The following is a 21,565-nucleotide window of genomic DNA, read 5'->3' on the forward strand; positions in this document are numbered from 1 at the left end:
TAAAAGCGCATATTTTTCAACATCAGGCAATAATACAGATTAAAAAACGAAATTTGCTAGCTTGTAATCATCATTGTGGAACTAAATTTAATTGAATTTACGCTTTTAATTGCGCTTGTTATCTGTCTGCTGATACAGCTTTATTATACTTTGTTTGTACATGTTAAATTGGCCCGTTATAAAATTGCGGAAATTGATGCTGAGCAACGTGAGCCTATAAGTATAATTGTTTGTGCCAGGAATGAGGCAGAGAACCTCAGGGAAAACCTGCCTAAACTGCTTAGCCAAAACTATGACCAGTTTCAGGTAGTGGTGGTTAACGACAGATCATGGGATGGTACAAAAGAGCTTTTAGAAGAATTTTCCAAACAATATGCTAACCTTAAAGTGGTAACGGTAAGCGAAGGCGGCAGTTTTATTGCCGGAAAGAAATTTGCCGCTACCATGGGCATCAAAGCAGCTCAATATAACTGGCTTGTATTTACCGATGCCGATTGTGTGCCTGCTTCGGAAAACTGGCTTTCGGGTATGCAAAAACCTGTAAACAGGGACATAGAAATTGTATTGGGTTATTCGCCCTATACAAAGAAAAGAAGCTTATTGAATGTGCTAATTCGTTTTGAAACCTTTTTTACGGCAGTCAATTACCTTTCTTTTGCCCTTAAAGGTATGCCTTACATGGGTGTAGGCAGAAACATGGCTTACCGGAAAGAACTGTTTTTTAGGAACAAGGGATTTGCCGCACATATGCACGTGCCATCGGGCGATGATGACCTGTTTGTAAATGCAAATGCTACTGCCGATAATACCATTGTACAGATTAATCGCGAAACACATGTTTGGAGCGAACCTAAACAGACTTTTTTAAGTTACATCAGGCAGAAAAAGCGTCACATAGGTGCTGGTAAGCTCTATAAACCCAAACATAAATTTATTCTAAGCTTACAGATTGTAACTCAATTTTTATTTTATGCGTTGTTTGTAGCCTTGTTATGTTTTAAAGCCACGCAGCTGATAGCTTTGGGTGTTTTGGTGTTGAATATCATCATTAGGAGTTTTGTTTATCCTAAGCTGTTATACAGGCTTAATTATAAAGAATTACGTTGGTGGTTTCCGTTTTTGGATGTATTGTTAGTCCTGTTCTTAGTCTTTAATGCTATTCTGTCTATCTTTGTAAAAAAAGTAAGCTGGAAATAATTTTTAATTTTAAAAATGACGCAAGTTAAACCCGATATCGTTTATAAGTATTTTAAGGATCTGAGTCCTGAACAAAAGACTCAATTTGAAAAATTATTTGAATTGTATAGCTTTTGGAATGCACAGATTAATGTGATTTCTAGAAAAGATATTGAGGAACTTTATGAACGTCATATTTTACACTCTTTAGCTATTGCAAAATTTTGCAGCTTTAAAAAAGGTGAAAAAGTATTGGATGTAGGTACAGGGGGAGGATTTCCTGGTATCCCATTAGCTATCTTGTTTCCTGAAACCCAATTTCATCTGGTAGATTCTATTGGTAAAAAAATTAAGGTTGTAACAGAGGTAGCTCAGGCTTTGGGATTAAAAAACGTAAAAGCCAGCCACAGTAGAGCAGAGCAAATTACAGATAAATACAATTTTGTGGTTTCTCGTGCGGTAACACGTCTGGCCGATTTTTATCCTTGGGTAAGAGGTAAATTTGCCAAAGAAAATCTGAATGCCATTCAAAACGGTATTTTGTATCTAAAAGGTGGTGATTTAACAGAAGAAATCAAAGAATCGAAATTAAAAGCAGAACTGTACCCGCTTTCAGATTATTTTGAAGAAGAATTCTTTGATACCAAATACGTGGTTTACATACCGCAGTAATCTTAATGCAAGTTAGGTTTTTTAGCTGCACTATATTCAGTAAGTTTAAGTCTATAAACCACCTAAGAAATAAAAGGTTATTTTGAAAAATTGGATTATGGTTCTTAGGTTTCTAAGGTGGTTAAAAAGCTGGGTTGCATAATTTGGGTTAAAACCAATATACAGGTGTTTGTTAATTTGTTCATAATTAGTATCTTAATTTGTTTTTATTCGAGCCATTAAAACGGCTTTATCATCCTATGGATATGCAATTTAAGATAGCGCTTTCAATGATCCACGGTGTAGGGCCGCGGCTTTCTAAAAACCTGCTTCAGAAATTCGGAACGGCACAAGCTGTATTTGATGCTAAACATCATCAGCTTGTACAGACAGAAGGTGTAGGTGAGAAAACCGCCAAGGCAATTTTGCAGACCACAGCTCTTAAAAAAGCAGAAGAACAGCTTAATTTCATAGAAAGACACAAGATAGAAGTCTTATTCTATGCAGATGAGCAATATCCTAAACGTTTGCGCAATTGCATTGATGCACCTTTGATCTTGTATTATAAAGGCAATGCCAATCTTAACCATAAACGCGTAGTTAGCATTGTGGGTACACGTAATGCCACAACTTATGGCAAACAGTTATGTAAAGATCTTTTAGAGGGCTTGCGTGAGCAAAATGTGCTTACTGTTAGTGGCCTGGCTTATGGTATAGATGCCATAGCGCATAAAGAAAGCTTAAATTGCGATATACCTACTGTGGGTGTTTTGGGCCATGGCTTAGATCGCATATATCCTGCCAGCCATGCAGAACTGGCCAGAAAAATGGCGAAGAATGGTGGCTTACTTACAGAATACTTGCCCGGTACCAATCCCGACAGAGAAAATTTTCCTAAACGAAACAGGATCATTGCAGGTATGGCCGATGCTATTGTAGTTGTTGAGGCATCTGCTAAAGGAGGGGCTTTAATTACCGCAGAAATTGCCAATTCATACAACCGGGATGTATTTGCTTATCCGGGGCGTACAACAGATGAGTATTCAAAAGGATGCAATTTTTTAATCAAGACCAATAGGGCAGCTTTAATTCATCAGGCCAAAGATCTGATGTATTATATGGGCTGGGAAAGGCCGTTAAATCCTGAACCTGTACAACAGGCCGTTTTAACGCTTAATCTGTCTAAAGAAGAGCAATTGATTGTAAATGCATTGACAGAAAAACTCTTAAGTGTAGATGATTTACAGATTAAACTGAACATTCAGCAAAGTAAGCTGGCTGTTCAACTGCTCATGCTGGAAATGAAAGGTGTAATCGTTTCTTTGCCGGGTAAAATTTATAAGCTTGCCTAATTAATCACTTTTTCGCCTGACTTTTAAGGTTAAAAATGAAATAAAATTTTCTGCTAAAAATCTCGTTAAAATAATATTCTAATTGCTTTATAATTACCTTAATACTAAAAGCATATCCTTATTTTTGCAGCATGTGGTATAACAATATTCTAGAAACCATTGGCAACACGCCATTGGTAAAACTTAATCAAATCGTTAAAGATATTCCTGCTACGGTTTTGGCCAAAATAGAAACAACCAATCCTGGTAACTCTATTAAAGACCGTATGGCGCTTAAAATGATTGAAGATGCCGAGAAAAGCGGAAAATTAAAACCGGGTGGTACCATTATAGAAGGAACCTCTGGTAACACCGGTATGGGACTGGCTATGGCCGCTATTATAAAAGGTTACAAATGTATTTTTACCACTACAGATAAGCAATCTAAAGAAAAAGTAGATGCTTTACGTGCTTTTGGAGCCGAAGTAATTGTTTGTCCTACCAACGTTGAACCCGAAGATCCGCGTTCATATTATTCAGTTTCTTCAAGGTTAGAACGCGAAGTGCCAAATTCATGGAAGCCTAACCAATACGATAACCTGAGCAATTCTCAGGCGCATTATGAGCAGACAGGACCAGAGATATGGGAGCAGACTGAGGGCAAGATTACCCATCTTTTAGTTGGTGTAGGTACTGGTGGAACCATTTCGGGTACAGGTAAATACTTAAAAGAGAAAAATCCGAATATACAAGTATGGGGTATAGATACCTATGGCTCGGTATTTAAGAAATATAAAGAGACGGGTATTTTTGATAAAAATGAGGTCTATCCCTATATAACCGAAGGTATTGGCGAAGACTTTTTACCTGCAAATGTGGATTTTGATACCATTGATTTATTTGAAAAAGTAACAGATAAAGATGCCGCCTTAATGACCCGTGAAATTTGCAGACAGGAAGGGATTTTTGTAGGAAATTCAGCTGGAGCGGCAATAGCAGGTTTATTGCAGTTAAAAGACCAGTTAAAACCCGAAGATGTAGTAGTTGTGATTTTCCATGACCACGGAAGCCGTTATATGGGTAAGATGTATAATGAAGATTGGTTACGCGAAAGAGGGTTTTTAAAAGATGAAAAACTTACGGCAAGTACAATTCTGGCTAAGAAAGAAAGCTCAGAAATTATAAGTATCGATTGTGAGAAAACAATTTCTGAGGCAATTAATACCATGAACACGTTAAATATTTCTCAAATTCCGGTTACGCAGAAAGGTATGTTTGTGGGTAAACTGGCCGAGGGAGATATTTTAAAAGCACTACTGGAAAATCCAAGCCTTAAATCGGCACCTGTTGAGAGTATCATGACTTCTTCATTTCCTTTTGTGGATCTGAACACCTCTATTGATAAAATATCATCATTGATCAACAAAGAGAACAGCGCTGTTTTAGTTGAACTACCAGACGGACGTTTTGATATCATTACTCAATATGATATTATCAATGCCATTAAGGGTTAATTAAAGTCTATTGTCACATTGAGCCTGTCCTTGTCACATTGAACCTCCCGATTTAATTCGGAACAAGTTGTCGAAATGTAGGCTTCGACAATCCCGATAGCTATCGGGACAGCGTGACACTGTTGTTGACCTTTACTTACCGTCATGCTGAACCTATACGTCATGCTGAACTCGTTTTACTTTATGGCTTTGCTCCAAGTCAGCATATTAAGGTGACCTTTGAGTGACTACTTTTTAAGATGCTGAAACCAGTTCAGCATGACGATAATAGCGGCGTCACCCTGAATTTATTTCAGGGTCTATCTTAATGTAATTTCAATTAACCAATTAACCAATTTCAACAATTAACCAGTTATACAGAACTACTGGTAATTGAAAATCAAAGAAAAAGTGGTGTGTTTATATGGTTCAGAAACCACTTCTATATTGCCATTGTGCATTTTCATGATGTTACGTGTAATGGTTAATCCAATACCAGAACCATTCTTTCTCGTAGTGTAAAAAGGCACAAAGAGTTTATCAATTTTCTCCGGCTCAATGCCACGGCCGTTATCTGTAACATTCAGGTGTATCTTATTGTCTGCAAGATGATAATTGACCTCTATGCATGGATGCTCTGTTTCTTCCAATGCATAAATGCTATTGGTGATCAGATTAATCAAAGCTTGTTCAATCAGTTTAAAATCTATCATCAACGTAATTTTAGATGAAGTGTTTTTTACATCGAAAACAATGCCCTTAGATTTAACCATAGGCAGCATCAGTGTTTTGATATGATTTAAAATCTCGCTCAGGGTAATCGCTTCCCGGTTAGGCGTAGGCAATTCGGCTATAAGCCTGTAATCATTCACAAATTGCAATAAACCTTCTGATCTCTTTTTAATGGTTTGTAAAGCTGATTTAAGATCAGTTAATTCTTCCTCATTTAAATGATCTTTATGCGTAATCATCTGGTTGGCAGTATCAGATAAAGAGCTGATTGGGGTAATTGAATTTAAGATTTCGTGAGAAATCACACCCACCAAACGATTCCAGGCTTCGGTTTCTTTCTGCTCAATCTCATCTTTGATATTTTTAAAAGAAATGATTTTGTAATCAGCGCCATATAGATTTAAAGGAATAACTTCTATAGATAACTGCACAATTTTTTCATGGATCTTAAGCTCTAAAAATCTCTTGCCCCCTTGTGCTATTTTTTCAATTTCTACCGCAAAATGGGGCAAATGTTGTTTAAACCGATGCCAGTAACTGTAAGAAGGTACACCTAATAAATTACTTGCAGCCAGGTTAAAAAAGGCAATCTGTGCCTTTTCCCAATCGCTAGTTTGTGTTTTTAAAACCACTACACCAACCGGAACCTGTTCCAATATGGTTTTAATGAGCAGAGCTATGGCATCCTGTTCTAACTGAACATTTTTGTGTACATCAATAATCTCATTAAAAGATTCATATAATTCCGGAAAACTACCTCGGGTAGCTTTATTCCTAAAATTTAAGGTATGATCTTTGGTTTTAACCGCCAGTGTAAAGCGGCGGATATCTTCTTTGATCTGATTGATATAATAATATAAAGAAATAATGGCAATGATCAGCACAAGGCCTATACCTATAATGGTAAACCATAATTGCGTTTCACGGATTAAGAAAAATAAGACAATTGCCAGCAGATTGATGAATAAAAGCTTAACAATAAGTCTGAAAGTAAAACGCTGGTAGAACATATAGTTAAATGATTCTTTCTCTGTTAAATTTTGTTTAAAGTTACAAGTGACAAAATTATAAGCCAAATTTCTCGATACGTCTGTAGAGTGCAGCTCTGGTTAAGCCTAATTCTGCTGCAGCACGCGATATATTGCCTTTGTGTTTTTCTATAGCTTTGGCTACCATAGCTTTTTCCATTTCTTCCAAAGGTAAATCCATAGGTACGGCCTGCTGGTGATTAAATTTATGAGGTGATAATTGCAGGTCATCTTCCGTAATCTCAAAATTTTCAGACATGATGGTGGCACGCTCAATAACATGTTGCAATTCTCTTACGTTGCCAGGCCAGCTGTATTCCTGTAAGGCCTTTTTGGCTTGTAAGGTTAAAGATTTGGCGGGCTTATGGTATTTATTGCTAAAAACATCAATAAAATGTTTAGCAAGTACCTGTATATCGTCTCCTCTTTTTCTTAAAGCTGGTAACAGCAATTCTACTGTATTGATACGAAACAGTAAATCCTGTCTGAATGTTCCTTTGGCTACCATTTCATTTAAAGGCATATTGGTAGCTGCGATCAGCCTTACATTAATAGGTCTTTCTTTGCTTTCGCCCAAGCGGGTTACTGTTCTATTTTGTAATACCGAAAGCAATTTGGTTTGCAGGGTTAAGGATAGGTTACCGATTTCATCTAAAAATATAGTACCACCTTCGGCCATTTCAAATCTTCCGGGGCGGTCTTCTTTGGCATCGGTAAATGCGCCTTTGGCATAACCGAACAATTCGCTTTCAAATAAGTTCTCATTTAACGAACCCAGATCAACATGCATAAAAATCTGCTGATTGCGCAATGATTTTTTATGGATCTCATAGGCATATACCTGTTTTCCTGTTCCATTTTCCCCGAGGATCAGCACATTGGCATCGGTAGGGGCAACTTTAAGCAAATTCTTTTGCAAAAGCTGGATATCGGTACTGTCGCCTATTATATTTTCAAATTTGCGGGCAATATCAGTATGAAGAGAACTTTGTATCCTTTCGAGTTTTTTAACTTTCTTTTTAGACTGGGTAAGTTTTGATGCGGCAGACAGCGTGGCAAACAGTTTATCGTTTTCCCAGGGTTTAAGAATAAAGTCTGTTGCTCCTTTTTTAATGGCTTGTATAGCCAGTTCAACACTTCCAAAGGCAGTCATCAATATTACTACATAATCTTTGTCGATAGAAAGAATATGTTCAAGCCAGTAAAGCCCTTCACGGCCATCGCTGGCTCCTTTCTGATAATTCATGTCCAGTAAGATGAGGTCTATATCGTTGGTACTTAACAATACATTGATTTCTTTGGGAGATTTACAGGTGATCACATTCCTGAAATGCAGTTTTAAAAAAAGCTTGGCACTCAGTAAAATGTCGTCATCGTCATCAATTACAAGAATATTACTCTCTATCATGCTACAAAAATAATGGAAGTGTACGTTGCTGCACAGTAAATGTTCAATAACGGACACCTTATTTTTGATAATTGTATTTATGTTTCTGATTTACAGTTGTTTACTATTTTTTGTGTGTATTGGCATAAACTTGGCAAAATGCAGGTAACGTTTAAAAAATTCATGGACAAAGTAATAGAGAAGAAAAAATTTAACCGCAAAACCATTATCATCATGGTTGCAGCTATTGTTTTTATTGCATTGGTTGCTTACGGATATCGCTTATCATTAAACAAGGTTTACAGGGTCGAAGCTGATAAGATTACATTGAGTAAAGTAGAATATGGAGATTTTGAAGATGTGGTGCTGCTTAATGCCAGTGTTGTGCCTTTAACTTCTGTAATTGTAAGCTCAAGCGAAGGTGGAACAGTAGCACAAATCTTTACTGAAAACGGATCATTTGTAAAAGAGGGTACACCTTTATTAAGAATAGCAAATCCTAACGCTTTGGCAAGTTATACCTCTAGCGAAACCAGTATAACCGAACAAATTAACCAATTGCGTAAAGTACGCTTAGACCTAGAGCAGAACCAACGTGTTATGTTGCAAGATATGATGGATATCGATAACAAGCTGCGTTCGGCTACCCGTAAATTTAAAGCAGATAGTATCTTATTTGAACGCAAGGTAATTACCAGAGAAGAATTTACCATGTCATCGCAAGATTACGATTATTATAAAGGACGTAAATCACTTTTGCAGCAAGCCATTAAACAAGAGAACCAAAGTCGTGGAATGCAGTTGCAGCAGATCGAAAGCTCTATAGGTCGTATGAATGAAAGTTTAGAACTGATCAGACAAAATATAGAGAACATGACCATTAAAGCTCCGGTATCAGGAAGATTGTCGTCTTATGATCCGGTAATTGGTAAATCTTATTCAGCTAACGAGATGTTGGGTAAAATTGATGTTCTGCAAGGTTATAAACTACAGGCTGGTGTGGATGAGTATTATATCAACCGTGTTAAAGAAGGACAAAGTGCACATTGCGAGTTTGACGGACAGACTTACAAATTAAAAGTAAACAAAGTTATACCAGAAGTAACAGCCGGTCAGTTTCAGGTAGAAATGGTATTTGATGGCAAAGCGCCTGAGAACCTGAGAAGAGGTTTGTCTATGCAAACCAAATTAACACTTTCAGATAATAGTAAATCGTTGTTATTATCACAGGGGCAATTTTTCCAAAGTACCGGAGGCAACTGGGTATTTGTAGAAAAAGATGGAAAAGCAACCAAACGTAACGTAAAGATAGGACGTAAAAATTACCTGTATTATGAAGTTCTTGAAGGCTTGCAAAAAGGAGAGAACGTGGTAACCTCATCTTACGATTTGTTTAACCAGTACGATATGTTAGAAATCACTAAATAAACCAAATAAACCAAAGGATAATTTTAGGTTGGTTAAGCCCTGAATCAGGTGCGTTGAACAGGGCGCCAACTTATTATACCTTGAATAAATGAAATTAAAAACCTTAAAATATGATCACAATAGAGAATCTGGAAAAGATATACAAAACCGAAGAAATTGAAACCACTGCGTTGAATGGTATTAATTTCAAAATTAGAGAAGGTGAATTTGTTTCCATTATGGGCCCTTCTGGATGCGGTAAATCTACTTTATTAAATGTTATGGGTTTATTGGATAAACCCGAAAAAGGAAGCTACAAGTTTATAGATACCGAGTTGCTTACCTTAAATGATAAGGAGCGTTCTAATTTCAGAAAAAGAAACATGGGCTTTGTATTCCAGAACTTTAACCTTATTGATGAATTGAGTGTATTTGAGAACATTGAACTGCCATTGATCTACAATAAAGTAGCTGCTTCTGAGCGTAAAAAGTTGGTGAACGAGATCATTGAACGTATGAATATTGTTAACCGTAAAGGGCATTTTCCTCAACAATTATCAGGCGGACAGCAACAACGTGTAGCTGTAGCAAGAGCGCTTGTAACTAAACCTAAACTGATTTTAGCCGATGAGCCTACTGGTAACTTAGACAGTAGCCATGGTAACGAGGTAATGGAATTACTATGCGAGTTGAATGAGCAGGGAACAACTATTGTAATGGTAACCCACTCAAGCCACGATGCCAGCTTCTCAGACAGGATCATCAACCTTAAAGATGGTCATGTAATTTCTGAAAAACTAAATAAAGGTAAAACAGAAGAACTGATCTAAAGTTTGAAGTAGAAAGCTTAAAGCCCAAAGCTAACAACGAACAACGACAGACGAACAACGAATAAACAAACAACACACATGTTCAAACTAAACCTCAAAATCGCTTTGCGTAACTTATGGAAGAACAAAACTGCTTCTTTCATAAACATTACCGGCCTGGCCATAGGTTTGGCTGCCTGCTTAATGTTGCTGCTATATGTAAGCTATGAGTGGAATTTTGACAAGCAGGCCAAAAATTCGGCAGACGTTTATACTACAATGACTAATATACCCGGCGATGACGGGAAAATAGCAGGAACTTTTGAAGGCTCTGTAAGTGCATTTGGCCCCGCTATTAAACAGGATATTCCTGAAATTGAGTATATGAGCCGCATGGATTATGGCAGGAAGAGCCTGATAGCTAACGGAACCAATTCCTTTAAACGTAATTCAAAATTTGCCGAGTCTGATATTTTTAAAATGTATGATTATACATTTATTCAGGGTAATCCTGAAACTGCACTGAAAGATCTAAACTCAGTGGTGCTTACAGCAAGCACGGCAAAAATATTGTTTGGTACCACAGATGTATTGAATAAAACTGTTCGTTTTCAGGATAAACTGGATTTAAACGTTACGGCAGTAATTAAAGACCAGCCAGATAATAGCTCAAATAAATTTGATTATCTCATGCCCTGGTCATTGTTGGGTACGCTCGATCCAATGGCACAAACGCTCAATTGGGAGAGTTATAGCTATGTTACTTTGGTTAGATTAAAACCGGGTACTGATGCGGAGTTGGTTAACCAAAAAATTAAAGAGGTCATCAGAAAAAATACCAGAGATAGCTTTCAATCGCAGTCTTTATTTCCTTTAAGCAAGCTACATTTATACAGTAAGTTTGAAAACGGCAAAAGTGTTGGGGGTGCTATTGAGCAGATCAGGTTATTTATGGGGCTTGCTTTTGGCATTTTATTAATTGCCTGTATCAATTTCATGAACATGGCTACTGCCAAATCAGAAAAACGGGCAAAAGAAGTAGGAATAAAGAAAACAATAGGTGCAAACCGGGTTTCGTTAATTACGCAATTCTTAACCGAGTCAATGCTGATGGCTTTTGTTGCGGTAATTATTGCAATTGTATTGCTAGAGGTTAGTTTGCCAACTTTTAACGGCTTACTGAACATTAAGTTAAGTATGCACTATTTTAATGCTTTAAATTGGGTAGGCATTTTAGGTATTGTGTTTATAACCGGTTTAATAGCAGGAAGCTATCCCGCTTTTTATCTATCGGCTTTTAACCCAATTCAGAACCTTAAACGCAAAATTAGAGGTAGCGGGTGGGCTAAAATCAGCTTAAGACAGGTTTTGGTAGTAGCTCAGTTTTGTTTTGCTATCATTCTGATCATTTCAACCTTGGTTATTTACCGTCAGATACAATATGTAAAAAACAGACCTGTGGGTTTTAATATCAACGCTTTGGTAGAAATGCCTCAAGACGGAGAACTTAAAACCAAATATGATGTCTTAAAAAGTGAACTGTTGAAATCTGGAGCTGTTACTTCTATGTTCCAGTCGTCGGTAAGTCTTTCGCATCATGGAGCTAATTTTTTGGATATCAAATGGGAAGGCATGACACAGCCTGAAAACAGGGTAATGTTTAATCAGGTTGCTACTTCTTATGATTTCCTTAAAACCAATGGCATTAAACTGTTAGAAGGAAGAGATTTTTCAGAACAGTTCGCTTCAGATTCGCTGGGTGTTCTGGTAAGTGCTTCAGCAGTGAAAACATTTGGTTACAAAGATCCGCTGGGTAAAACGATTACCGTTTTTGGTAGTAAACTTAATATTATAGGGGTTTTTGATGACTACGTATGGGATTCGCCTTATAAAGCCAATAACCCAATGGTTGTGTTTTTAGATCCAAACCGTAGAGGCACTATTACGATGCGTTTAAACGAAACACGTACTTTGGCCGATAACATCAATACCATTAGTCAGATCGCAAAATCACTAAATCCTGCCTATCCGGTTGAGATCAATTTCCTTAACAATGTATATGCAGAAAAATACAATGCCGAAAAAACCTTAGGCATTTTGGCTAACCTTTTTGGCGGACTGGCCATTTTCGTTTCCTGTTTAGGTTTATTTGGTCTGGTGGCTTACAGCGCAGAACAACGTACCAAAGAGTTTGGAGTGCGTAAAGTACTGGGTGCATCAGTAGCTAACCTGATGCAGCTTTTATCCGTTTCGTTTGTAAAAATGATTTTGGTTGCTGTGGTTATAGCCGTACCATTGAGTTACTACGCCATGAACAAATGGTTAAGCCAGTTTGAGTTCCATACAGAAATCAGTTGGTGGATTGTACCGGTTGCTGCATTCGGAACCCTGTCTTTAGCATTGATCACTATTAGTTTTCAGGCTTTTAAATCGGCCAAGGCCAACCCGGTTGATGCTTTGAAATACGAGTAGTTTGAAGACGGAAGTCCGGAGACAGAAGTCCGGAGACAGAAGTCAGAAGTCAGAAGTCAGAAGACTGAAAGACGACCAACGAACAAATAAATGACAAGCAAACAACGACAAGCGAACAACGAAATAAACGACAAACGAACAACGGAAAAACGAATAAACAAACACACACATGTTTAAACTGAATTTAAAAATAGCTTTACGTAACCTTTGGAAAAATAAAGGTTTTTCACTGATCAATATTGGCGGTTTGGCCATTGGTTTAGCCAGTTGTATGATATTGCTGCTTTATGTAGCTTATGAATGGAGCTATGACAAGCAATTTACCAATTACGACAAGACCTATGTAGTCTATAACAACCAGAAAACGCCTACGCAAACGTTTAGTTTTGTGGCCGTTTCAGGAGTAATGGAAAAAGAAGTTAGAGAAAAAGTTAACGGCGTAGCTGCGGTTACCCGTGTAGCCTATCCAGAAGAAACTCTTCTTTCATATAATAACAACAATATTAAGAAAGAAGTTGTTTCTGCCGATCCAGACTTTTTAAAGATCTTTGATTATAAGGTACTTAAAGGCAATCCAAAAGATCTGTTAAAAAACCCTGATGGAGTTGTTCTTACCGAAACGCTTGCCAAAATTCTTTTTAATACAGAAGATCCTATTGGTAAAGTGATCAAATACGATAATAAAGAACCTCTTAAAGTAGAAGCAGTTATCCAAGATTTACCTAAAAACTCATCCATCAGTGCCGATATGATCACTTCGTGGGCATTGTACGAAAAAATAAATCCATGGGTAAAAAACAGCGGATGGGGCAATAATTATTGCATGTTGTTTATCCAATTAAAGGATAATAAGTTCTTTAATACGGCTAATAATCATCTAAAAGGAATGATAAAGGCCAGTAATCCAGAAACGAACAACGAAGCCATGATGTTCCCTTTAAAAAAATGGCATCTGTACAGCAAATTTGAAAACGGAGTTTCTGTTGGTGGTAAAATAGATAACCTTAGAATATTCCTGATCTTGGCATTTAGCATCTTGCTGATCGCCTGTATCAATTTTATGAATCTTTCAACGGCAAAATCAGAGAAAAGAGCGAGAGAAGTTGGGGTGCGCAAGGCCATAGGATCTACTAGGGGAAATCTTGTTGGGCAGTTTATGTTAGAATCGGTTCTAATTGCCCTGTTCAGTACATTGGTAGCATTTGTGTTGATAGAAGTCAGCTTACCTTATTTTAACAATTTGTTGGGCATTACACTTAAAATCAATTATACAGATGTTTATTTCTGGACAGTTTTTATAGGCTTGGCATTAATTACCGGAATAGTTTCAGGAAGCTATCCAGCATTTTATTTATCGTCTTTTGAACCTGTTAAAGTACTTAAAGGTTTTAAGCTTGGCGGTAGCGGATCACTCTCTGTACGTAAGTTTTTGGTGGTGTTTCAGTTTGCTTTTTCTGCCTGTTTAATTATATGTACGGTGGTAATTTACCAGCAGTTAACTTATATCAAAAACAAACCTATAGGTTATAACAGCGTAAACTTGCTAGAAATAAAAGCAGAGGGAGAGTTAGACAATGAGGGCAAGCGCAAGGTTTTAAAAGACTTGTTGATTAAATCGGGCGCAATAACCGATTTTACAGAATACAGCACTTCTTTAACCGGATCGGGTAACAATACCTATGGTTTTAGCTGGCCTGGCAAAAATGAAAAAGACATTGTGTTGGTAAATTTTAGGTTTACCAATTTAGATTTTACCAAAACCACAGGCATGAGCCTTTTGCAAGGTAGAGACTTTGCCAAAGAATTTAAAGATACGGCAAGTGTTATGGTAAACGAAGCCATGGTTAAAACAATGGGAATGGAAAAACCTGTTGGGCAAATCGTTTCTTGGGGCGATGACAAATACAAAATAATAGGGGTACTTAACGATTATGTAATGGGCAGCCCGTATAAAAAACCTATGCCCTTAGTCGTAATGCAAAACCCAAGTGCGGCTAATACAATTATTGTAAGACTTAACCCTGAAAATAATGCTACAAACTCGGTAGAAAAAATAAAAAACATCATTAAAGAAGTTAATCCAGCATATCCAGCTGAAATCAAGTTTGTGAGCGAAAAATTTGAGAGTAAACTGAATGATGAGAAACTGTTAGGAACACTGGCCAACTGGTTTGGCGGCTTGGCCATATTTATCTCTTGTTTAGGTTTATTAGGTCTGGCTCTGTATATGGCTACACAGCGTAAAAAAGAAATCAGTATCCGTAAAGTACTGGGCGCAAGTACAGGCAACATTCTTACTTTGTTAAATAAGGAGTTTATTGTTCTGGTAATTATTGCTAATGCGGTGGCTTTTCCACTGGCCTATATCATTATTAATAAATGGCTTATCGGTTTTGAGTACCATGTTAGTTTATCGGTTATTCCTTTCCTGATCGCCATCAGTCTTTCTATTCTTGTGGCCATCCTTACGGTAAGTATCCAGTCGGTAAAAGTGGCTAAATCAAATCCGGTAGATGCGCTAAAATATGAATAGATAAAGATGTAAAGTCTGGAGACGGAAGTCCGAAGCCAAAAATTAAAGGTCGGGAGTCCGAAAAGACAACCAACGATAAGCGAATAACAATCAACGAAAGACGAAAAACGACCGATAAAAAACGAGTAAAAAACACATAACCACAAAAATGTTTAAACTCAATTTAAAAATAGCCTTGCGTAACCTTTGGAAAAATAAAGGGATTACAGCCATAAATATTGGTGGATTAGCTATTGCTTTGGCAGCCTTTGTTTTGGTCATGTTATATTTTACTTATGAAACTAGTTTTGATAAGGAAAATCCGAATTATGATCATGTTTATATTGTTGGAATAAATTATCCAGAATTTAAAACTGATTATGCCCCTGCGCCATTTGCAGTAGCTATCAAACAAAATTTTCCTGAAGTAGATAGAGTTGGCCTTGTTAAGGGTAGCTCTTTTGAGTTGACAATTAAAAATGGGGGAAATACACTTTTTACGAGTAAAATTCTCACTGTTGATTGCAATGCGGCCAAAATTCTCAACATCAACCCCAGTGGCGGTCTTGTAAAACCATCTGGAGATGCAGAAAGACTTAATTATTTAAGTAATGAAAGCATGAAAATACTCTTTCCTGATAAAAAGGATAATAAACCGGAGATAGTTGGATTTGGAGCAAGTAATTTAGGGATAACCGGAATAATAGCTGGGTCAATAAAAAATGATCCTCATTCTAACTTTAATTTCGATGGTGTTTCTATTAGCAATAAATTAGGTAATCGTGATAACTATGACATGAACGATTATACCATTTATCTACAGCTAAAACCTGGCGTTAATGTATTAAGTTTAGAACGAAAAATCACTGATCTCTATAGAGCAGAATTACTAAAAAATAAAGTAGGGGGAAGTAAGGATGAACTAAAAGGCATTTCTACATTTTTAGATCCACTATCGAGTTTGCATTTAAAGCCAAAAGCTGGTAATAACACTCCATATAAAATACTCATTGCGATTTCAGTTTTGGGCTTGTTGATTTTGCTAATAGCCTGCATTAATTTTACTAACCTGAGTATTGCACAAGCCACTAAGCGTGCCAAAGAAGTTGGTGTTAAAAAAGTTATGGGAGCTTTTCGTTTCCAATTGATCACACAATTTCTTATTGAGATTTTTATGCAATGTTTTGCTGCTATCATTTTGGCTTTAATTTTAGCAGAATTGGTGTTACCAAGCTTCAATACACTGTTTCAAGTACAATTATCGATTTGGCATTTGGGTAACGATTTGTTTTGGCAACTACCACTAATTTTATCTGTAATTACACTTATTGCAGGTATTTATCCGGCAATAATTTTATCTGGGTTTAAACCTATATTGGTTTTAAAAGGTAATTTTTCTACTAGCAAACAAAGTTATGTGTTGCGTAATAGTTTGATAGTTTTTCAGTTCAGTATTGCTGTTGTTTTCATGATAAGTTTACTTATTATCAATTCGCAATTAAAGTATATGCGAAGTCAGGATTTAGGTTTTACAGCAGATGAAGTGGTTTATATTAAAAACATTTCCATTTTTAACGATCCTTTAAAATTTGAACCAGTTAGAGAAAAAATTCTAAAAATTCCGGGTATAAAATCAGCAACCGTAGCCACTTTTGTACCAAGTGGTCAAAATGGAGTAAATAGTTACGTGGCCAATGGTATAAAAGCCAATATTGATTTTGTGGGCGTAGATTTTGATTACTTCGAGACTTTGGATATTAAGCTAAAAAAAGGGCGTTTTTTTTCTCGTGAATTTAAAACAGATACTGCAAACTCTGCTGTAATAAATGAAAGCGCCATGGTTAAATATGGTATAAAAAATCCAATCGGACAAACTATAAGAGGTTGCAATATAGATTATAAAATTGTTGGGGTTGTTAAAGATTTTAAAACACAAGGTTTTGAAAATATTGTTCAACCTACTATTTATACCATTAAAGAACCATGCGGAGGGAACAAAATGCAAATCATGCTAAAAATTGAACAGAAGATGATGGCTGGTGCATTAGCTACATTGAAAGCACAATGGTCTGATATTAATAAGCAAGATGGTGAAGATTTCAGATATCTGTTTCTGGATGAAATGTATGGTAAGCTTTTTAAAAAGCAAGAGCAATTGCAAACGGTCTTTTTTGCGGCAGCGCTGCTAACTATTTTTATTGCCATTTTAGGACTCTTTGCCTTCGTAAAATATATCACTAATGTTAGAATCAAAGAAATAGCACTTCGCAAAATATTAGGTGCAAGTAACTTTCAGATTATGAAATTAATTAATTCTTCATTCTTTGTTATGGTATTAATTGCCAATTTAATATCCTGGCCACTTGCCTATGTTTTAACCAAAAAATGGCTTTCAACTTTTGCTTATCGAATTGATATGCCCGTTTTGCCTTTTATGTTAAGTGCAGTGGTAACTGTTTTATTAACCATTATTACGGTAAGCATACAAACCAATAAAGCTGTGAAAGCTAAACCTGTTGATGCTCTGAAATATGAATAGCCTGAAGACGGAAGTCTAAAGCCTAAAACAAACAAAAAACGAATAATGACCAATGAAAGACGAATAATAAACATCGAGTAAAACACCATAAACCACAAAAAAAATGTTTAAACTCAATTTAAAAATAGCATTACGTAATCTTTGGAGAAACAAAAGTATTACTGCCATAAATATTGGAGGCCTTGCCATTGCATTGGCTGCTTTCCTGATCCTTATGATTTATGTTACTTATGAAACTACTTTTGATAAGGACAATCCCAATTATAATCATATTTATTTAGTTGGACGTAAATCATCTGCTTTCCAGACAAATTTTACTCCGCCATCATTAAGCAAAGAGATCAAAGCAAATTTTCCGGAAGTTGAAGCGGCCGGAACCATTAAGCACAATTTCTTTGAATTTGCGATAAATAAAGATGCCAATACCGTATTTGCTAAGAAACACATTTTTATAGAGTACGAAGCAGCTAAGATCCTGAATATAAAACCTGAACATGGTCTTACGCAACCGGCTGGCGATGAGTTTATTTTTTACCTCAATAAACCTTATATGGAAACCTTGTTTCCGGGTAAAAAAGATGATAAGCCTGAAATGGTTTCGCTCGGAAGCAAATCTGCAGGACATACCGGAAAAATAAGCGGTGTTATCCAAACAGATGCACATTCAAATATAGATTTTGATGTACTGACAGTTGTTAAAGAACTGGGCAAAGGCGAAAATTATGGTTACAACAATTACTTCACTTATATACAGGTAAAACCTGGGACAGATATTGCCTTACTCACTAAAAAAATAGAGAAAATGTATCGTGCCAATACGGCAAAGGCTTTTGGCGAACCAGATTGGAAAGAGATCAATAGCGTTAATGTTTTTCTTGATCCTTTGAAAAATTTGCATTTAAGACCTACAGCTGGTACAGATACAAACTATAAAGTAGTGCTGGCCATATCGGTACTGGGCTTATTGATGTTAGTTATAGCCTGTATCAATTTTACCAACCTAAGTATTGCACAGGCAGCTAAAAGAGCTAAAGAAGTAGGTGTAAAAAAAGTAATGGGCGTTTTCCGTTACCAGCTTGTATTTCAGTTCATCACAGAAATACTGATACAATGTATTGTGGCCGGAGGGGTGGCACTTATATTGGCCGAACTGATCCTGCCGGCATTTAACAGCTTATTTGAAATCAACCTTAACATATGGCATAACAATACCGCTATTTTCTGGCAATTACCAGCTATAATTATGGGTATTACTCTTATTGCCGGTATCTATCCTGCGTTGGTTCTCTCGGGTTTCAGACCAGCTCTGGTATTAAAAGGTAACTTTCAGACCAGCAGACAAAGTTACTGGCTTAAAAACAGCTTGCTCGTATTTCAGTTTGCGGTAGCAGTTATCTTTATTGTAGGTCTGTTTATTATTAATTCGCAGCTTAAATATATGCGAACGCAAGATGTAGGATTTAAAGCCGAGCAAGTGGTAGCTGTAAAAAACATGGCATTTTTCACAGATCCTAAGGTTTTTGAACCCGTTCGCGAAAAGATCATGCAAATACCAGGTGTAAAATCGGTAACTGTTGCAAATGCCATTCCTGATGGTTCAAAGTTGGGCAAGAATGGTTATACAGCCGAAGGTAAGAAAGAAACACTTGGTTTCTTGGATGTTGATTTTGATTACTTTGAAACTTTAGGTATTTCGTTAAAAGAAGGCAGATTTTTTAACAGGGCATTTAAATCAGATACTGTAAACTCAGCTATTCTTAACGAAAGTGCCGTTGCTAAATATGGTTTGGTAAATCCGATTGGTAAAACCATAAGAGGTTGCAGTATGGATTATAAGATTGTAGGCGTAATCAAAGATTTTAAATCAGAAGGATTTGAAAATGCGGTAGAACCTACTATTTATAGCTTAAACAATCCTTGCGGTAATGCTAAACTCGAAATCCTGATTAAGATAGAAGCCCAGCAGATGTCTGCTGCATTAGAAGGCTTAAAAAGACAATGGTCGTCTATTAACAAGTTAGATGGAGATCATTTCCGTTACCAGTTTTTGGATGAATTGTATGGTCGTTTGTTTAAAAAACAAGAACAATTGCAGGCCATATTTTTTGTAGCCGCTATGCTTACCGTATTTATAGCTGTATTGGGTTTGTTTGCCTTTGCTAAATATGTAACCAATGCACGCAATAAAGAAATTGCGGTACGTAAAGTTTTAGGTGCTACCGATTTACAGATTTTAAAACTGTTAAACAGCTCATTCTTTGTTATTGTGCTTATCGCCAATTTACTGGGCTGGCCTTTAGCTTATTTGCTAACCAAAAAATGGCTCGAAACCTTTGCTTACAGAGCAGATATGCCTGTAACTCCATTTGTATTGAGTGCTTTGATTACTATGGGTTTGTCTTTGCTTACTGTGAGCATACAAGCTTCAAAAAGTGTGAAAGCTAAACCGGTTGACGCCTTGAAATATGAATAGATAAAGATGTGAAGTCTGAAGACGGAAGTCCGAAGCCTAAAACAAACGACAAACGAACAATAACAAACGAACAGACAATGAAACATAAATTTTTAATACTAACCTTACTGATGATTGGATTGGGATTTTTTAACGGTTATGCGCAAAGCTGTAACTGTGAAGAAAATTTCAATTGGGTAAAGAAAACGTTTGAAGAGAACGATGCCGGGTTTAAGTATGCTTTAAGTGTTAAAGGCAAACAGGCATACGAAGATCATAACAAAAGAATTTTAGAGAAGATTAAAACAGCTAAAACGCTGAACGAATGTGCACCTATACTTTATGAATGGTTGGAGTTTTTCCGTTCGGGGCATATTGCCATTAGGTTAACAAACCAAAATTCAAATAATAATACCAATACAACTGCAGTTGCAACCAGCTCGGCAAATTATGATAATTGGGAAACGCTGAAGGTTAATCTGCCTGAATTTGAAAAATATCTGGCTAATAAAAAAGAACAGGATCTGGAAGGCATATGGGTTACCGAACCTTATAAAATAGGAATCAAGAAAGTAAAGAATGATTATATCGGATTTATCATCGAATCAGGTGCTGATACATGGAAAAAAGATCAAGTAAAACTTAAAGTTACCCATAAGAACAATAAGCTTTACTCTACTTTTTATATGCGTGATCATAGTGCGGTAGAATCAGATAAGGTTGAACCTTTTGGTAAGAATACATTGCAATTGGGAAATACTGCCTTAAAAAGAGTATATCCCAAGTTAGAAGAGGATAAAGATATTAAAGCCTATTCGAGAATAATAGAGGCCAGAAAACCTTTTATGGAGAAACTGGATGATAAGACCGTTTATATCAGAATCCCGTCGTTTAACGTAAGCAGTAAAAAAGATATAGACAGTGTATTGAACTTACACAGAGCAACCATTTTAAAAACAGAAAATCTGATACTGGATATCCGTTACGGTACAGGCGGTAGCGATTCGAGTTTTGGAGAAATCATTCCTTTTATTTACACCAACCCCATAAGAACAGTAGGAGTAGAATATTACTCAACAAAACTGAATAACCAACGTATGCTCGATTTTATCAGTAAACCTGAGTATGGTTTTGATGAAGATGATAAAAAATGGGCAAAAAAAGCATACGATACACTTGAAAAACACTTAGGAACCTTTATGTCCTTAAATAAATATCCCGTTTCAGAAGAAAAGCTGGATACTATACATGAATACCCTAAAAATGTAGGCATCATTATCAATAAAAATAATGGAAGCACAGATGAACAGTTTCTGTTAGCAGCCAAACAAAGTAAAAAAGTAAAACTTTTTGGTACCACAACTCACGGCGTGCTCGATATCTCAAACATGTATTTTGTACCCTCACCATGCAAAGAATTTGAACTGGGTTATTCGTTAAGCAGAAGCAAAAGAATACCTGATTTCCCGATAGATGAAATAGGCATACAGCCCGATTTTTATATAGATGAATCTATTCCTAAATACAAATGGGTAGAATTTGTAAGCGGGGTACTGAATAATAAATAGTACTCATT

13 protein-coding genes are annotated in these 21,565 nt (G+C 36.5%); 11 read left to right on the forward strand and 2 right to left on the reverse strand.

Features of this window, described 5'->3' with window-relative positions; all coding sequences use genetic code 11:
- Positions 1 to 75 precede the first annotated feature (75 nt).
- The 4 genes from MMF97_RS09290 to MMF97_RS09305 all read left to right on the forward strand — a co-directional run bounded on the left by MMF97_RS09290 (position 76) and on the right by MMF97_RS09305 (position 4,672).
- Complete coding sequence (locus MMF97_RS09290; protein WP_243361781.1) at positions 76 to 1,197, forward strand: glycosyltransferase; 1,122 nt, start codon at positions 76 to 78, stop codon at positions 1,195 to 1,197.
- Between the two features lie 15 nt (positions 1,198 to 1,212).
- On the forward strand, positions 1,213 to 1,848 hold the full coding sequence (gene rsmG / locus MMF97_RS09295) for a 16S rRNA (guanine(527)-N(7))-methyltransferase RsmG (protein ID WP_243361783.1): 636 nt from the start codon (positions 1,213 to 1,215) through the stop codon (positions 1,846 to 1,848).
- A gap of 239 nt (positions 1,849 to 2,087) precedes the next feature.
- Positions 2,088 to 3,179 carry a DNA-processing protein DprA gene (gene dprA / locus MMF97_RS09300; RefSeq protein WP_243361785.1) on the forward strand — a complete coding sequence of 364 codons (1,092 nt, stop codon included), beginning with the start codon at positions 2,088 to 2,090 and terminating at the stop codon, positions 3,177 to 3,179.
- Between the two features lie 131 nt (positions 3,180 to 3,310).
- A complete protein-coding gene (locus MMF97_RS09305; RefSeq protein WP_243361786.1) occupies positions 3,311 to 4,672 on the forward strand; it encodes a pyridoxal-phosphate dependent enzyme in 1,362 nt (453 codons plus the stop codon).
- A gap of 362 nt (positions 4,673 to 5,034) precedes the next feature.
- Here the strand turns inward: MMF97_RS09305 and MMF97_RS09310 are convergent, their stop codons facing one another.
- Both MMF97_RS09310 and MMF97_RS09315 read right to left on the reverse strand, forming a co-directional pair.
- Positions 5,035 to 6,393 (reverse strand): sensor histidine kinase, encoded by a 1,359-nt coding sequence (locus tag MMF97_RS09310; RefSeq protein ID WP_243361788.1) that lies wholly within the window; start codon positions 6,391 to 6,393, stop codon positions 5,035 to 5,037.
- Positions 6,394 to 6,448: 55 nt separating this feature from the next.
- Positions 6,449 to 7,819 carry a sigma-54-dependent transcriptional regulator gene (locus tag MMF97_RS09315; protein ID WP_243361790.1) on the reverse strand — a complete coding sequence of 457 codons (1,371 nt, stop codon included), beginning with the start codon at positions 7,817 to 7,819 and terminating at the stop codon, positions 6,449 to 6,451.
- Between the two features lie 162 nt (positions 7,820 to 7,981).
- Between MMF97_RS09315 and MMF97_RS09320 the strand changes: the two genes are divergently transcribed.
- The 7 genes from MMF97_RS09320 (at position 7,982) to MMF97_RS09350 (ending at position 21,557) form a co-directional block, all read left to right on the forward strand.
- On the forward strand, positions 7,982 to 9,226 hold the full coding sequence (locus MMF97_RS09320; protein WP_243361792.1) for an efflux RND transporter periplasmic adaptor subunit: 1,245 nt from the start codon (positions 7,982 to 7,984) through the stop codon (positions 9,224 to 9,226).
- 110 nt (positions 9,227 to 9,336) lie between these two features.
- The gene (locus MMF97_RS09325; protein ID WP_243361793.1) at positions 9,337 to 10,035 is read left to right on the forward strand and encodes an ABC transporter ATP-binding protein; all 699 of its coding nucleotides are present in this window, start codon (positions 9,337 to 9,339) and stop codon (positions 10,033 to 10,035) included.
- Positions 10,036 to 10,113: 78 nt separating this feature from the next.
- Positions 10,114 to 12,486 (forward strand): ABC transporter permease, encoded by a 2,373-nt coding sequence (locus MMF97_RS09330; protein ID WP_243361795.1) that lies wholly within the window; start codon positions 10,114 to 10,116, stop codon positions 12,484 to 12,486.
- Positions 12,487 to 12,655: 169 nt separating this feature from the next.
- On the forward strand, positions 12,656 to 15,019 hold the full coding sequence (locus MMF97_RS09335; RefSeq protein WP_243361798.1) for an ABC transporter permease: 2,364 nt from the start codon (positions 12,656 to 12,658) through the stop codon (positions 15,017 to 15,019).
- 148 nt (positions 15,020 to 15,167) lie between these two features.
- Entirely contained in the window at positions 15,168 to 17,537 is a 2,370-nt protein-coding gene (locus tag MMF97_RS09340) for an ABC transporter permease (RefSeq protein ID WP_243361800.1), read from the forward strand.
- 103 nt (positions 17,538 to 17,640) lie between these two features.
- The gene (locus MMF97_RS09345; RefSeq protein ID WP_243361802.1) at positions 17,641 to 20,010 is read left to right on the forward strand and encodes an ABC transporter permease; all 2,370 of its coding nucleotides are present in this window, start codon (positions 17,641 to 17,643) and stop codon (positions 20,008 to 20,010) included.
- A 77-nt stretch (positions 20,011 to 20,087) separates the two neighbouring features.
- Entirely contained in the window at positions 20,088 to 21,557 is a 1,470-nt protein-coding gene (locus tag MMF97_RS09350) for a S41 family peptidase (protein WP_243361804.1), read from the forward strand.
- Positions 21,558 to 21,565 lie beyond the last annotated feature (8 nt).

Source organism: Pedobacter montanisoli, from assembly GCF_022809115.1.
GTDB lineage: Bacteria > Bacteroidota > Bacteroidia > Sphingobacteriales > Sphingobacteriaceae > Pedobacter > Pedobacter montanisoli.

Excerpts from the sequence above, each read along its gene's own strand:
- dprA (WP_243361785.1), top strand. The coding sequence starts at position 2,088 with ATGGATATGCAATTTAAGATAGCGCTTTCAATGATCCACGGTGTAGGG.
- MMF97_RS09305 (WP_243361786.1), top strand. The coding sequence starts at position 3,311 with ATGTGGTATAACAATATTCTAGAAACCATTGGCAACACGCCATTGGTA.
- MMF97_RS09345 (WP_243361802.1), top strand. The coding sequence starts at position 17,641 with ATGTTTAAACTCAATTTAAAAATAGCATTACGTAATCTTTGGAGAAAC.
- MMF97_RS09335 (WP_243361798.1), top strand. The coding sequence starts at position 12,656 with ATGTTTAAACTGAATTTAAAAATAGCTTTACGTAACCTTTGGAAAAAT.
- MMF97_RS09330 (WP_243361795.1), top strand. The coding sequence starts at position 10,114 with ATGTTCAAACTAAACCTCAAAATCGCTTTGCGTAACTTATGGAAGAAC.
- MMF97_RS09325 (WP_243361793.1), top strand. The coding sequence starts at position 9,337 with ATGATCACAATAGAGAATCTGGAAAAGATATACAAAACCGAAGAAATT.
- MMF97_RS09320 (WP_243361792.1), top strand. The coding sequence starts at position 7,982 with ATGGACAAAGTAATAGAGAAGAAAAAATTTAACCGCAAAACCATTATC.
- MMF97_RS09350 (WP_243361804.1), top strand. The coding sequence starts at position 20,088 with ATGAAACATAAATTTTTAATACTAACCTTACTGATGATTGGATTGGGA.
- rsmG (WP_243361783.1), top strand. The coding sequence starts at position 1,213 with ATGACGCAAGTTAAACCCGATATCGTTTATAAGTATTTTAAGGATCTG.
- MMF97_RS09310 (WP_243361788.1), bottom strand. The coding sequence starts at position 6,393 with ATGTTCTACCAGCGTTTTACTTTCAGACTTATTGTTAAGCTTTTATTC.
- MMF97_RS09315 (WP_243361790.1), bottom strand. The coding sequence starts at position 7,819 with ATGATAGAGAGTAATATTCTTGTAATTGATGACGATGACGACATTTTA.
- MMF97_RS09340 (WP_243361800.1), top strand. The coding sequence starts at position 15,168 with ATGTTTAAACTCAATTTAAAAATAGCCTTGCGTAACCTTTGGAAAAAT.